Consider the following 14441-nt stretch of genomic DNA (forward strand, 5'->3'; position numbering starts at 1 on the left):
ACTGCATCCTCTTATTAGTTACCCGTTATTTTTTTGTACTTTTTCGATTTGCCACCAAACATGCCCATCTTCGGCTAAAAGTTCATCGGATGCAACCGGTCCTGTTGAACCCGCTTCATAATTGGGGAAGGTAGCATCTTTTGTATTTTCCCATGCATTTGAAATGGTATCAACGAACTTCCATGAAAGTGCCACTTCGTCCCAGTGGGTAAAGTTCGTAGCATCGCCACGCATACTATCGAATAAAAGCTTTTCGTACGCTTCAGGTGAGTTGATATGTTCGATTCCTTTATTGGAGACCGTCAACTTAACTGGCTTCGTATTCATCGTTGTTCCAGATTTCTTCACATTTAGGTAGAGAGAAATACCCTCTTCAGGTTGGATATGGATGACTAGAAGGTTCGGTTGCAAAGTTTCTTCGGTTTTGTAATATAGATTCATCGGAATGTCCTTAAATTGAACAACAATCTTGGTTGATTTTACATCCATTCTTTTACCCGTACGGATGTAAAAAGGAACACCCGCCCAGCGGAAGTTATCAATCATCAATTTACCCGCAACATAGGTTTCTGTATTAGATTCAGGATCGACATTCAATTCATCACGGTAAGCAGGGAGTGTTTGTTCCCCTACCGTACCTGAGCCATATTGACCACGGACGAAATATTCTTTGACTTCATCCACTTTCATTGGCCGAAGTGAACGCAATGCCCGAACCTTTTCACTGCGGACTTCTTCTGTTGTTAAGGCAATTGGCGGTTCCATGGCAAGAAGGGCGACCATTTGTAATAAATGGTTTTGCACCATATCCCGAAGGGCACCACTTGTTTCGTAATAACGTCCCCGTTCCTCTACACCTAAAGTTTCACTTGAGGTAACTTGAATGTTGGAAATATAACGGTTATTCCAAAGTGGCTCGAAAAGGGCATTGGAAAAACGAATCACTTCTATATTTTGAACCATTTCTTTGCCTAGATAATGATCGATTCGGTAAATCTCATCTTCAGAAAAAGCCGTGCGTATCTGTTCATTCAAGATTTTTGCTGTTTCAAAACTGTGACCAAAAGGCTTTTCGATGACAAGGCGTTTGTACCCGTTTGTATCGGTCAATCCCTGTGCTTTCACCTGTTCGGCGATGGTTCCGAAGAATTCCGGTGCCATGGCTAAATAAAAGATGCGATTACCTTCTAAAACATACTGATTGTCTAACTTCTCAGCCATCTCTTTTAACTGCAAATATGACTCTGAACTAGTTACATCATGTGAATGATAGTGGAAGTGGGAAACGAATTCGTCCACCTTTTCTTTCGCATGCCCAAACGTAAGGATCGAGTCTTTGACACTTGCTTGGAACTCCGCATCGGTCAAAGCCCTTCTTGCAACTCCGACGACGGCGAATTTGTCAATTTTCTCTTTTTGAAATAGTCGATATATGGAAGGAAACAGTTTTCGTTTCGCTAAATCTCCGGTCGCGCCAAAAATCATGATTAATGCTGTAGGTTTATTTTCTGTCATGTTAGAGCCCTCAACTTTCCGTGAATTCTGTCTTGAAGTTGGATATGTACCAATTCTTAATTTTACGGTTAGCTTTCCCTCAAAGCAATCTATTTGCGCATTTTTTCGTAATTTCATTAAAATCTGTATGGTGAGCAACTTTTTAAAAAGTTGAAAAATGAAAGAGGGCCTCGGTTATGCTATAGTAATGATATAAAGTTTTTGCAACGGAGGTAGGAATGTGGATTTTGTTTTATTGGGAACGGGCGCGGGTGTTCCGGCAAAGGCTCGCAATGTGACGGCGATTGCTCTTCAATTATTGGAGGAGCGTGGAAAAGTGTGGCTTTTCGATTGCGGAGAGGCGACACAGCACCAAATTTTAAAAACAGCGGTTAAACCACGTAAAATAGAAAAGATTTTCATAACACACTTACATGGTGATCATATCTTCGGCCTTCCTGGTCTTTTAAGCAGCAGGTCTTTTCAGGGTGGTGTCGAAAAGTTAACGGTGTACGGCCCAAAAGGGATTGATGCTTTTATCACGACGAGTTTACAAGTGAGTGGTACACATCTGAAATATCCATTAGAAATCGTTGAAATCGAGGAAGGCGTGGTCTTTGAAGACGATCAGTTTACTGTGACCGCCCTGCAGCTGGATCATGGCATATATAGTGTCGGTTACCGAATTGTGGAGAAAGATCGTCCGGGAAGTTTACTTGTTGATCAGCTTCGTAAAGAAGGAATTCAACCCGGCCCTAGTTATAAAGCATTGAAAAATGGTGAATCGATCCTCCTTGATGATGGTCGAACCATTGATGGGAAAGACTATGTGAGTGCACCGCAAAAGGGCCGGATTATCACCATCCTTGGTGATACGAGAGTATGCAACAATGCACTAATTCTTGCAGATTCCGCAGATTATCTCATCCATGAAGCGACTTTTTCCGCCGAAGAAGCGGAGATGGCAACGGCCTATTTCCATTCAACCACTGTACAAGCTGCTGAAACAGCAAATAAAGCACGAGTTAAACATCTTGTTTTAACACATATCAGTTCTCGCTATACTCTCGAGGATGCAGAACGGTTAAAAGAGGAAAGCAGTGCGATATTCGCCAATACAATCATGGCAGAAGATCTACTGATGATTAAAATTCCTTTATATGTACAAGAATAGGGTAATCACTACGATTATTTGGTATAATAGTTCAATTGTTTATTGGATATAAGGAGGGTAAAAAATGACTGAGCAAAATAAATTACATAATAAGGCGATGGATTTCCTTTTAAAAACAAGCCGTACTTTTTTTATCCCTATAAGTTACCTGCCATCAGGACTACAGGAGGCCATTGGCTCTGCCTACCTTTGCATGCGTGCCATTGATGAAATTGAAGACCACCCGAATCTTGGGGCTAAGGATAAGATTGCGCTATTGCAGGCGGTTAGCAGGCTACTGAAAACTGATTACCGTAAGGAGGACATTCAGGAAGTATTTGAACCATTCAGTGATGTTCTCCCTGAAGTGACTTTACTTCTTTCAGATTGGATAGAGTATTGTCCTCCAGGTGCGACTGCTAAAGTCCTCGAGTCCACTAAGGAAATGGCTGAGGGCATGGCAAAGTGGGTTTCGAAGGATTGGCAAATTCACGATAAAGAAGAGCTTGATGAATATACGTATTATGTTGCCGGTTTGGTTGGGGTCATGTTATCGGACATCTGGAAATGGTATGACGGAACGGAAACAGATCGTGAGCTGGCCATTGCATTCGGACGGGGTCTTCAAACGGTCAACATCCTGAGAAATCGTGAGGAAGATGCAGAACGCGGTGTCAATTTTTATCCAGATGGATGGGGATTCAATGAAATGCTTATCCACACGGAACATAATCTCGCCTTAGCTGATACTTATATCGAAAACATTGAGACGAAGGATATTGTCCATTTCTGCAAAATTCCTCTAGAATTGGCAAAAGCCACATTGAACGCATTAAAAGAAGGCAAAGAAAAGATCAATCGTTCAACGGTTACTACTATTGTTAATCAAGTCGTTGAAAATTAAGAAGAGCCAACTACTGTTTAAAGTTTATACAACTTTAAACAGTAGTTTTTTTATTGCTTCATACATGAAATTTTAAAATTCTAAAAATTTAAAAAATATATTGGAATAACGGAAGTAAACGATTATAATTTAGTACATAAAAGCGGAAAAGTTGACTTCGTTGGAGAGACAGAATTTTAAAAAAAGAGAAAAGCGGAGGAACATTATGAAAAAGAGATTATATTCAACGGCAGCCTTGACTTTGATTACTGGAATTTTACTTGCAGGGTGTGGGAATGAAAACGAGAAAGACTCGGCAAAAAATGAAAGTGATAAGGATACTTTCAAAATCGGAGTGACACAAATCGTTCAGCACGATTCTTTGGATCAAGCATATGAAGGGTTTCAGGCTGCATTAAAGGATAGTGACATTAAAGCAAAGTATGATCTTCAAATTGCTCAGGGAGATCAAAACAACAGCCAGACGATAGCGAATAACTTTGTTGGGGATAAAGTGGATTTGATTTTTGCAAATTCGACGCCAAGCGCTTTAAGTTCATTGAATGCGACTAAAGATATTCCTATCGTCTTTACTTCTGTAACTGATCCAGTAGCTGCAGAACTTGTTACGTCCATGGAGAAACCAGGTGGAAATGTGACGGGTACGACCGATTCTCATCCGGATGCCATCAAAAACTCCATGAAGTTCCTGGCCGAAGAGCTTGGAGCGAAAACAATCGGGACGGTTTACAATACTGGCGAACAAAATTCAGTCGTTCAAATTAAAAATGTGAAAGCCGAGGCAAAAAAAGCGGGTTTGAAGGTCGTGGAAGCATCCGTCTCGACTTCAGCCGAAGTTAAGCAGGCAACTGAATCATTGATTGGTAAAGCGGATGCTTTCTATATCATTACAGATAATACAGTAGTTTCAGCGTTAGAATCGGTGATTTCGGTAGCGAATGACCAGGATATTCCCTTATTTGTCGGGGAGCTTGATTCCGTGAATGCAGGCGGTTTCGCAGCATATGGCTTCAGTTACTATGATATTGGCTACGAAGCAGGCCAGAAAGCAGTAGAAATTCTAAAAGATGATAAAAAACCAGGTGATATCGCGGTCCAATATCCTCAAAAACTAAAATTAGTGATTAATGAAACGGCCGCAAAGGAAATGGGTGTTGAAATAAAAGAGGAATGGAAAGCAAATGCTGAGTTTGTCAAATAAGCTTTGCGTTATTCCAGGGAAGGAAGATAAAAATGCCAACAGCCATATTTAACTCTTTTGAATCTGGAATGATCTATGCGATCATGGCACTGGGAGTCTATTTAACATTCAGAATTCTTGATTTCCCGGATATGACCGTTGAAGGCAGTTTCGTGACAGGGGCTTCTGTGGCAGCTATTATGATTGTCAACGGTTTCTCACCGGTTTTGGCCACATTCTGCGCCATGATTGCTGGATTTGTTGCAGGGATAATGACTGGACTGCTTCATACAAAAGGGAAAATCAATCCGCTACTTGCGGGTATTTTAATGATGATCGCGCTCTTTTCTATTAACTTACGGATCATGGGGGCATCGAATATCCCCATGCTTTCCCAAACCACGATTATCACCAATATTGAGGAAACTTGGTCACGTACTGGTTTGGATCATATGTTTAATGGGATTTTTTCAATCTTTGGTCTCGGTGATAGTTTGCCAAAAACGTGGGGCATTTTAATTGTCATGCTTATTGTAGTGTTGATGATTCAAGTGGGGATGTCGGCCTTTTTAAAAACGGAAGTGGGTCTTGCCCTACGTGCAACTGGTGACAATGAAGCCATGGTCAAGAGTTTTTCTGCACATACAGGTAATATGAAGGTTTTAGGACTTGCAATTGGTAATGCCCTTGTTGCTTTTTCTGGCGCCTTAGTTGCCCAATATAATGGTTTCAGCGATATAGGGATGGGAATAGGAATTATTGTAATCGGTTTAGCCTCTGTCATTATCGGGGAAGCGTTATTTGGAGCAAAAACGATTGCACGGGCCACGCTAGCTGTTATTGGAGGAGCAATCATATACCGCATTGTCGTTACGCTGGCGTTACGTGTGAAATTCTTTGATACGGGTGATGTGAAGGTAATAACTGCACTTATTGTTATTGGTGCTCTAGTCATTCCGCAAATTTCGGAAAAACAAAAAGAAAAAAGCCGTAAGAAAAAAAGACTTAAAGAATTACAGATGCGTCATATTGAGGCATCATCAAAGGGGGAAAAAGAATTTGCTGCAGTTAAATCACATTTATAAGGTCTTTAACGAGGGAACTCCGGATGAGAAGCTGGCCCTCGGTAATCTTGATTTACAGCTGTCAAAGGGTGAATTTGTAACGGTCATCGGTAGTAATGGGGCTGGGAAATCCACATTGATGAACATGATTTCCGGTAAAATCCTTCCTGATGCTGGCGAAGTTATCATCGATGGGGTAAACGTATCTTCAATTGAAGAACATGCTCGTGCCAAAAGAATCGGCCGAGTTTTCCAGGATCCCATGCTTGGCACGGCCCCCCATATGACCATCGAAGAAAATATGGCCATCGCTTATGGCAGAACGAATCGACGGGGACTTGGTTTTGGGGTGACAAAAAGACGGAAAGAGCTATTTAAAGAAAGTTTGAGTACGCTACATTTGGGGTTGGAGAATCGGATGAGTGCAAAAGTCGGCTTATTATCGGGAGGGGAGCGTCAGGCATTATCATTATTAATGGCGACTTTCACCAATCCGAAAATTTTGCTCCTTGATGAACATACAGCTGCCCTCGACCCATCAAGGGCAGAGCTTGTAACCAGTTTGACGAAGGAAATCGTTGAAACGAGTCAATTAACTACATTGATGGTGACGCATAACATGCAACAGGCAATTGATCTTGGTAATTCTTTAATCATGATGGATAAAGGTCAAATTATTTTTGAGGCAAGAGGCTCTAAAAAACAGTCCTTGACAGTAGATACGCTCTTGAATGAATTCCAGCGTATCAAAGGCGAAAAAATGTTAAATGACCGTGCTGTGCTGATATGAAGTATAAGAGGCCTTGGCTTTAAGGTAAGGATTACCTTAAAGCCAAGGCCTCTTTCTTATGGCGAAAACAGAAGGAAATATCTAATCGGGAGCTTTGGATCTCACCGATGGAAGGTTAAGCTTACAGGTTGGCCGCAAGAGGATGGTGAACCTTCCTTGTAATAAGACTTGTAAGGTCCTACTCGCTTAATCGCTATCGACTGTGCTCAAGGATGAATGACCATTTTTTTTTGTGTTTCCGAAAAAGTTTTTCATGAAAGGTTTTTTCTTCGTCTTTTTAGCGGCGGCGGCTTCTTCGCTAGCTAAATAAAATTCTGCGGGTGGAACGTTGGCAGATTCTAATGCTTCAATCCGGGCTTCAAGTTTATCGACCAGCTTTTGCATGTCTTCCAATTCACTTCTATGTTGTAGAAGTTGATAGGAAACAACGTCATCTGCTTTTGTTTTCAGGCTCTTCTCAAGTCTGGAAATTCTTTCGATTAGATGATCTTGTCCTTTTTCCGGCTCAGTATGGTGTTTTACGTTGGCTTTCCTGATTTTCTTTTCCGAAATGGTCACTTTTTGCAAGACGACCCCTTCATTCAGCTGATCTTGAATCTTTCTTAATAAGTCAATATCATCATCGGTAAACTGATAGTGGCCTAGTTGATTTCGTTCTACCTCCATGTTCAATTGGGTAACCCAGCGTTGAATGGTACTATGAGAAACATTCAATAACTTGGCAACTGCACTTGTATTCATCCAGATCCCCCTCCTTTGGGTGTAGAATTCTAGATAAATGCAAGAATTCCTTTGCTGTTGACAAAACAAACACTGATTCGTCAAAGATAGTGGATATCTTCCTAGTTTCACAACCATGTCGATTATTTAATGGAAACGGTCGTTTTTCGTGAGGGCTTTCTCATTGGGTGTAACGTAATAAGCATATTAAATCTACAATTTTTCAAAGGGAAAAAACGGTACGTAACGAATAGGTAAGGGATAACTGGGAAGGGGGTTTTAAGTATGAATAGATTAAACCTTATAACTTTAGGTGTCCGTGATATAAATCATTCTTTAAGGTTTTATAGGGATGGGCTAGGGTTTCAAACATCTGTTAAAGAGGAGAGTCCTGGCATTGTTTTCTTTAATAATGCAGGAACAAAACTTGCTCTTTATCCTTTAGAAGAATTAGCAAATGACATTAATGACAAAGCTTCTCCTAAAGGAAAGGGGTTTTCAGGGTTCACTCTTGCCTATAATGCAAAATCAATGGAAGAAGTGGATGAGATTTTTAAAAAAGCGGAAAAAGCCGGGGGTATCATTGAAAAGGCACCACAACGTGTTTTTTGGGGAGGATACAGTGGGTATTTTTCAGATCCCGACGGTTTTTATTGGGAAGTAGCATATTCAGAGGAATGGGAATTCGATGAGCATGATATGTTGATCATTAAATAAGTAGTCACAAACCACTGTCTCTGACCTGATAGAAGTTGGTTGAACGTCATTTTTGCGTTTGTGATTTTTCATTATTCTTTAGTGATAGGTTAATGAAACTCTCCTAGGCTGTTGACTTCCTGGTCTTCATTAGGAAGTCAACAGCCTATTTAAGTAACGTTAATGAGGGACTACATATTTAGCGAGCTCTTTACCGATTTGATTACCCATCCGCTTTGATTGCGCGGTGGCTTCTTGAACACAGGAGATAAACGCTTCTTGTACCTGCTGGGCCTCAAGTGCTTTCAGACCGGCTTCTGTGGTTCCGCCTGGTGATGTTACTTCTTTTCGCAGTACTGCTGGCGTCTTCGGCGATTTCTGTAGCATCTCAGCTGCACCGGTAAGTGTCTGAAGGATTAATTGCTTTGCTGTTATGGCATCGAGGCCAATGGATTCCGCCGATTTTTCCAGAGCTTCGACCAAGTAATAAATATATGCAGGGCCACTTCCCGATAATCCTGTTACAGCATCAAGTTGTGTTTCTTCGACAATGGCGACCGAACCTACCGTTTCGAAAAGAGTGATTGCCGTCTTTAATTGTGAATCCGTTGTATGTGTATTAGCTGAGATGGCAGTGGCCGACTTCCCAACGGCTGCTGAAGTATTAGGCATAGCCCTGATGATGGCAACCTGTTTGGCCGCTATTCCTTCTAAGCTTGCCGTATGGACCCCTGCTACAACGGAAATAAACAGCATATCTTCACGGATATATTCCTTTATAGATTGCATTGTGGCTAGAATATCCTTCGGCTTTACTGCCAGTACTACTATATTTGCTCCTGATAGCAACTCTGGAAGAGAACGCGTAGTGGTAATTCCGTATTGATCCCTTAAATAAGTAAATCGTTCATCATTTGATTTATTGGTCACATAAATGTCAGCCGAGTTAATGACTTGCTGAGTGACCAAACCGGAAATGATCGCTTCAGCCATCGACCCAGCCCCGATACAAGCTATTTTTTTCATTTCACTCACTCCTTTAGTACATACTATTAATGGTCAGTTTCTCCAAAAAATAAAAAGACCCCTCATCCAATAAAGGACGAAAGGTCAACTTCCGTGGTACCACCTTTGTTCAACTTCCGCAATGAATAAAAAGGAAGCTGCACTTGAATCCGTTAACGTGGGAATACCGTCAGTTTTTACTGAAGGCTCATAAGGTAGGTTCAATAATAGAGAGGGCGGTGAAGCTTTTCAGCAGTATTAAGGGCTTCACTCTCTTTACGCCATCAATTATTTACTTGGCCTCAATCATAGCCGTGCCGTTTTTTAATTACTTGTGATTATGAGGGATGCATGAGTACTCTGTCAATATTAATATTTACGTAGTCTTTAAAAGCAATCATGAATTATGTGAAAATAATGACAACGTTTAGGATTACATGTAAAATAGTGATTACATATTCATTTTTTTGAAAAAGTAGCGAAATAATCAATTTTATGGATGTAAAAATTTATTTAAATATAATATATAAGGTGGAAACAAACATGGTGAATTGGAATGGAGACATCGCGAAGCTTTCTCTGCCGACGCCGTTTGCAGTGGGTGATGTAAATGTATACGTACTCAAAGGGGAGGCATTGACTCTAATTGATACGGGTGTTAAAACTGTACAATCAAGAGAGGCACTGGTTTACGGGCTTGAAGAATTAGGGCTGAAACTATCTGATATTGAACAAATTATCTTGACGCATCATCATCCCGATCATGCAGGTGCACTTGATTTCTTTGATAAGGAAGTTCCTGTATATGGACATCAAAACAATCAGCGGTGGCTGACTCTTAGTGATGAGTTCCTTGACATCCATAATGCTTTCTTTCTTGACTTTGCAGGGAAGTTGGGTGTTGAGGAAGAATTGAAACATAAATTGATACATGACCGAGAAGAAATCAAGTTTCTCAGTAAAAGGAAGCTGCAAGGTTATTTAGCGGAAGGGGACGAGCTCCCAGGACTTCCGGGTTGGCGGGTAATCGAGACCGCTGGACATGCACAAAGTCATGTATCCTTTTATCGGGAACGTGATGGCGTGATGATTGCGGGTGACCATTTACTTGCAAAAATTTCGCCTAATCCACTAATGGAACCGCCATTGCTTATGGATGGTGTTCGTCAACGGCCTTTGCTTCAATATAATGCTGCGCTTCAAAAACTCTTGGACTTTACGATTTCGAAAGTCTACTCCGGACATGGGGGAGAAATTGATGGAGACAAAGTGGCCGATCTGATTCGATATAGACTTGAGCGCCAGCATAATCGGGCCATGCAGGTGAAAAGCATGCTTCAAGAAAAACCTTTAACGGGATTTGAAGTGTGTCAGCAACTTTTCCCGAAAGTGTACCGTCAGGAAGTCGATTTGACACTCTCGGAAACGGTAGGTCAGTTGGATTATTTAGAAGATTTGGGTGAAATCGTAACGGAAATGAATTCAGGTGTCGTTCTGTATTCAAGTGCGACAACGGTTTCGAAGGGGATAATTTATTGAGTAAATTGCGAGGGAAAGTCATTGTCATTACAGGGGCTTCTGGAGGAATCGGTAAGGAGATTGCCATTCATTCTGCACATCTTGGAGCCAGGCTTGTTCTTTTGGCAAGGAGCCTGGATAAATTACAAACACTGAAAGATACCCTGATTAACCAATTTGGTGTTGACGTTTTTGTATATAAGCTGGATGTTTCCGATACGGAGCAAGTGGAAAAGGTCTTTGCTGATATCCAAGCCCAAGTCGGTACCGTAGACGTTTTGGTCAATAATGCTGGGCACGGAACGTTTAAAGAAGTCCTAGATACGGACTTAGAAGAAAGCAAAGCGATGTTTGATGTCAATGTGATCGGAGTGATGGCCTGTACGAAGTTTGTACTTCCCAATATGAAGCGCAGACAAGCGGGCCACATCATCAATATTGCCTCACAGGCAGGGAAAATTGCAACGCCTAAGTCTACACTATACTCTGCCACCAAGTTTGCGGTGCTTGGCTATTCAAATGCTCTCCGTCTGGAATTGATGGCGGACCATATTCATGTGACTACTGTTAATCCAGGACCAATTGCAACGAATTTTTTTAATATAGCCGATGAATCCGGGACCTACGTGAAAAGTATCCAAAAATTCATGCTTAAGCCCGAGAATGTTGCAAAAAAAATCGTGGGCGCTATGTTAACAAATAAACGGGAAATTAACTTGCCTGGCTGGATGAATATGGCGGGTAAGTGGTATACGTTATTTCCAAAAATCACTGAGACCATTGGAAAAAAGGCATTTTTTAAAAAATAGCTTCTAAGTGCCCTCTCTATGTAAGTGAGAATAACCACTTAGAAGCATCATAAGAAACCAAGGGGAGTGTCACATGACATTCTCTTTTTATTTTGAAAATAATATGCATTTATATTCCATTATTTGTAACCCTTTTGTTGATGAATTCGTCTATTCTAGTAGGAGGGATTTTTATGAAGTTGGTAATGGGAATACCTTTTATCTGTTTATGCCTTTTTATTATTTTGGGGGGCTGTCACTCCTTCTCTGATGAAAAGTCTCAAAAGACCATTGGTAAGGGAGAAGAAGGCTTTATTACGGATTTGGATGATAAGCGAATTTTAATAAAAGACACGTATTACAAAGTGAACAACCATACAGATATACAAGATGAGGAAGGGAATAAGCTCAGTTATTCAGATTTGATGATAGGGATGAAAGTTAAACCATGGTACCAAGGAGAGATTGAAAATTCCTTCCCTTCGAAAGCGGAAGCGGAGTTGATAAGGGTTATACAAGATGAACAAAGCATTGAGGAGCAAAAGGCTGTGACTGCTGCACTTAAGCATGTGACTCAAGCGGTAAGTCAGCGCTTCATGGTTCTTAAAATCATTCATTTTCCTGCTGAGCATGTATATAATATTGAAATGATGAATCGCTCCAATTTAGATTCGTCCTTTACTGTGACCGTAGAAGATTCTACTGAAGAAATCTTATATATAAAATAATGACAGGGCAGAACCACTATGGATTCTGCCCTGTTTGTGTTGGTCGCCTACTCAATTTGTTTATAAAGTTTTTGCACCCAGGTATTTTGGAGCCCAATACGTGTTACTCATATCGGTAATGGTAATTCCTTTAGAAGATGATGCATGTATGAACTGATTGTTGCCAATATATATTCCTGCATGGGAAACACCCGTTTTTCCCGAAGACGTATCAAAGAATACAAGATCGCCTTTAGATGGCGAAGATACTTTTAATCCAGTATTGGCATAGAGCTCGGATGTTGTCCGTGGCAGAGTAATTCCCTGTGATTTTTGGAATACATAATATATGAACCCCGAACAGTCAAATCCTGCAGGTGTCGTTCCAGCCCATTTGTATGGTGACCCGATTAAGGTCTTTGCGTAATTAATCAGGCTTGTATTATTGACATTGTAAACGCCAAGCGCGTTAAATGTATTTCTACCTGCGATTCCATCGGCAGTCAATCCTTTAGCTTTTTGAAGCTTTTTTACTGCAGCTGTAGAATAGGAGCCGTAGTATGTAGTAGGTGAACCAGTGTATGTGAAGTAACCTTTAGTACTTAATAGTTGTTGTAGTTGTTTGACGTCACTATGTGTCATTCCGGGTCTGAGGGTTTGATCTCCAATATTTGCAAATGCTTGGAGCGGGTTCAGCATTAATGCAGAAGCCACAGCAGCTGAAGCAATCCATTTCTTCATGTTTCTCATTTCCTCTCTCTATCTCTCTCTTTATCTATCTTAACAATATTATCCTACAATACCAATGTGACATTTAACTCAGTTTTTGATTACAGTTTCATTACAAAATATAGGTACTATGAAGGTATAGAAATTGAATGAAATCCTTTATTCAACTGTGATAAAAGGTAAAAAGAATCAATTTTATATAATAGTCTAGATTCTAATAGACTATGTCCATGAAAAACAACTTGGATATAAAACATTATTTTAGTATTATAGTATTTTTATGGTAAATTAAAACGTTGAATAAAAAGGTGGAAATTTGTCATGAAACTTCCATTGAATGAGAACGTGTATTCGTTTAGAATTAGGGGTATAATACAAAAGCGAACATATATTCTATATAGGGTGAAGAAATAATGAATTATAGCATGATGCCGAAACAATCGATTATGTGTATAGATATGAAGAGTTTTTATGCTAGCTGCTCGGCGGTCATGCTTGGTTTAGATCCGCTCGACTGTTATTTAGCAGTGGTTGGCGACAAGAGTAGGGAGGGGAGCATTGTACTTGCGGCTTCCCCAAAGCTAAAGAAGGAATTTGGTATAAAAACAGGTTCTCGAAAGTTTGAGATCCCAAAAGATCCACGCATTATAGTCGTCGAGCCAAAAATGGCCACTTATTTGAGAATTTCGACAGAGATCACCCGCTTGTTTCATCGCTATGTTCCGAAAGAAGCGATTCATGTATACAGTGTGGATGAAAGTTTTTTGAAAGTCGATGGAGCAGTTTCCTTATGGGGAGATGCCTGGAATATTGCTGGGAAAATAAAAGATGACATAGAAAGGGAATTGCAGATTCCAAGTGCAATCGGAATTGGCCCGAACATGCTGATGGCGAAGCTTTGCCTCGATCTCGAGGCCAAACATATAGGAATAGCAGAGTGGACATATGAAGATGTACCCAACAAGCTTTGGCCGATCTCTCCACTTCGTGAAATGTGGGGGATAGGAAGGCGTGTAGAAAAAACCCTCCATGGAATGGGGATATTCACAGTCGGGCAGCTTGCCAATTATGATCTTGAATTGCTTGAAGCGAAGTTCGGGATTATGGGCAATCAACTTTATCATCATGCTTGGGGAATCGATTTGTCAGATTTAGGAGCACCGATTATAGAGGGGCAGGTCAGCTTTGGCAAAAGTCAGATTTTACTCCGTGATTACAAGGAAGAGCACGAAATTAAGCAGGTTATGCTAGAAATTTGTGAAGAAGTCGGAAGAAGGGCCCGCACCCACAGAAAGGCAGGAAGGACGATCAGTCTAAGCATTGGTTACAGTAAGGATGAGTTTGGCGGAGGTTTTCATCGTTCTCGTTCAATCGACGAACCGACGAACATCACGATGGATTTGTATAAAGTCTGTCTGGAGCTTTTTCATGAAAACTATCATAAGCAAAAAACCGTTCGCAGCATTTCGGTCACGCTCTCGAATATTGTGGAGGATAACGAAATGCAGTTGACTTTATTTGACGCTTCACGTTGGAAAAAGCGGGAGTTGAGCTATACGGTTGATCGTATTCGGCATAAATACGGTTCAAAATCGCTGTTGCGCGCGGTTTCGTATACGAAAGCGGGGACGGCGGTTTACAGAAGTGGGTTGCTTGGCGGGCATAAGGCTTGATGAGGTGAGTAGAGGAGGGA

The 14441-nt window shown here is 40.9% G+C and carries 14 protein-coding genes; 10 read left to right on the plus strand and 4 right to left on the minus strand.

Annotated features, from left to right (window positions below; genetic code table 11):
- Positions 1-18 precede the first annotated feature (18 nt).
- Complete coding sequence (gene zwf, locus ACQKL5_RS02370) at positions 19-1515, minus strand: glucose-6-phosphate dehydrogenase (protein WP_427606413.1); 1497 nt, start codon at positions 1513-1515, stop codon at positions 19-21.
- A 220-nt stretch (positions 1516-1735) separates the two neighbouring features.
- Here zwf and rnz point away from each other — a divergent pair, with 220 nt between their 5' ends.
- The 5 genes from rnz (at position 1736) to ACQKL5_RS02395 (ending at position 6585) form a co-directional block, all read left to right on the plus strand.
- The gene (gene rnz, locus ACQKL5_RS02375) at positions 1736-2668 is read left to right on the plus strand and encodes a ribonuclease Z (RefSeq protein WP_427606414.1); all 933 of its coding nucleotides are present in this window, start codon (positions 1736-1738) and stop codon (positions 2666-2668) included.
- 64 nt (positions 2669-2732) lie between these two features.
- Positions 2733-3551, plus strand: a complete 819-nt coding sequence (locus tag ACQKL5_RS02380) for a squalene/phytoene synthase family protein (protein ID WP_427606415.1) — start codon at positions 2733-2735, stop codon at positions 3549-3551.
- Positions 3552-3756: 205 nt separating this feature from the next.
- On the plus strand, positions 3757-4752 hold the full coding sequence (locus tag ACQKL5_RS02385) for an ABC transporter substrate-binding protein (protein WP_427606416.1): 996 nt from the start codon (positions 3757-3759) through the stop codon (positions 4750-4752).
- Positions 4753-4784: 32 nt separating this feature from the next.
- A complete protein-coding gene (locus ACQKL5_RS02390) occupies positions 4785-5816 on the plus strand; it encodes an ABC transporter permease (protein ID WP_427606417.1) in 1032 nt (343 codons plus the stop codon).
- A complete protein-coding gene (locus ACQKL5_RS02395) occupies positions 5791-6585 on the plus strand; it encodes an ABC transporter ATP-binding protein (RefSeq protein WP_427606418.1) in 795 nt (264 codons plus the stop codon). Before ACQKL5_RS02390 ends, ACQKL5_RS02395 begins: the two co-directional genes overlap by 26 nt.
- A gap of 186 nt (positions 6586-6771) precedes the next feature.
- Here the strand turns inward: ACQKL5_RS02395 and ACQKL5_RS02400 are convergent, their stop codons facing one another.
- Positions 6772-7326, minus strand: coding sequence for a MerR family transcriptional regulator (locus ACQKL5_RS02400; protein WP_427606419.1), 555 nt, complete (start codon positions 7324-7326; stop codon positions 6772-6774).
- 264 nt (positions 7327-7590) lie between these two features.
- On the opposite strand from ACQKL5_RS02400, the gene ACQKL5_RS02405 reads away from it, so the two are divergent.
- Positions 7591-8022: a VOC family protein gene (locus ACQKL5_RS02405; protein WP_427606420.1), complete on the plus strand. Its 432-nt coding sequence runs from the start codon at positions 7591-7593 to the stop codon at positions 8020-8022.
- Positions 8023-8181: 159 nt separating this feature from the next.
- Here ACQKL5_RS02405 and proC read toward each other — a convergent pair whose 3' ends face one another.
- Positions 8182-9027 carry a pyrroline-5-carboxylate reductase gene (proC, locus tag ACQKL5_RS02410; protein ID WP_427606421.1) on the minus strand — a complete coding sequence of 282 codons (846 nt, stop codon included), beginning with the start codon at positions 9025-9027 and terminating at the stop codon, positions 8182-8184.
- Positions 9028-9549: 522 nt separating this feature from the next.
- On the opposite strand from proC, the gene ACQKL5_RS02415 reads away from it, so the two are divergent.
- The 3 genes from ACQKL5_RS02415 to ACQKL5_RS02425 all read left to right on the plus strand — a co-directional run bounded on the left by ACQKL5_RS02415 (position 9550) and on the right by ACQKL5_RS02425 (position 12040).
- Positions 9550-10545, plus strand: a complete 996-nt coding sequence (locus ACQKL5_RS02415) for an MBL fold metallo-hydrolase (RefSeq protein WP_427606422.1) — start codon at positions 9550-9552, stop codon at positions 10543-10545.
- The gene (locus ACQKL5_RS02420; protein WP_427606423.1) at positions 10542-11333 is read left to right on the plus strand and encodes an SDR family NAD(P)-dependent oxidoreductase; all 792 of its coding nucleotides are present in this window, start codon (positions 10542-10544) and stop codon (positions 11331-11333) included. The genes ACQKL5_RS02415 and ACQKL5_RS02420 overlap by 4 nt, the downstream gene beginning before the upstream one ends.
- A gap of 173 nt (positions 11334-11506) precedes the next feature.
- Positions 11507-12040, plus strand: coding sequence for a DUF3221 domain-containing protein (locus ACQKL5_RS02425; protein ID WP_427606424.1), 534 nt, complete (start codon positions 11507-11509; stop codon positions 12038-12040).
- A gap of 60 nt (positions 12041-12100) precedes the next feature.
- Here ACQKL5_RS02425 and ACQKL5_RS02430 read toward each other — a convergent pair whose 3' ends face one another.
- On the minus strand, positions 12101-12760 hold the full coding sequence (locus ACQKL5_RS02430; RefSeq protein ID WP_427606425.1) for a C40 family peptidase: 660 nt from the start codon (positions 12758-12760) through the stop codon (positions 12101-12103).
- A 401-nt stretch (positions 12761-13161) separates the two neighbouring features.
- Here ACQKL5_RS02430 and ACQKL5_RS02435 point away from each other — a divergent pair, with 401 nt between their 5' ends.
- Entirely contained in the window at positions 13162-14421 is a 1260-nt protein-coding gene (locus ACQKL5_RS02435) for a DNA polymerase thumb domain-containing protein (RefSeq protein ID WP_427606426.1), read from the plus strand.
- Positions 14422-14441: the final 20 nt, after the last annotated feature.

The organism is Peribacillus sp. NPDC097675 (genome assembly GCF_050277655.1).
Lineage (GTDB): Bacteria > Bacillota > Bacilli > Bacillales > DSM-1321 > Peribacillus.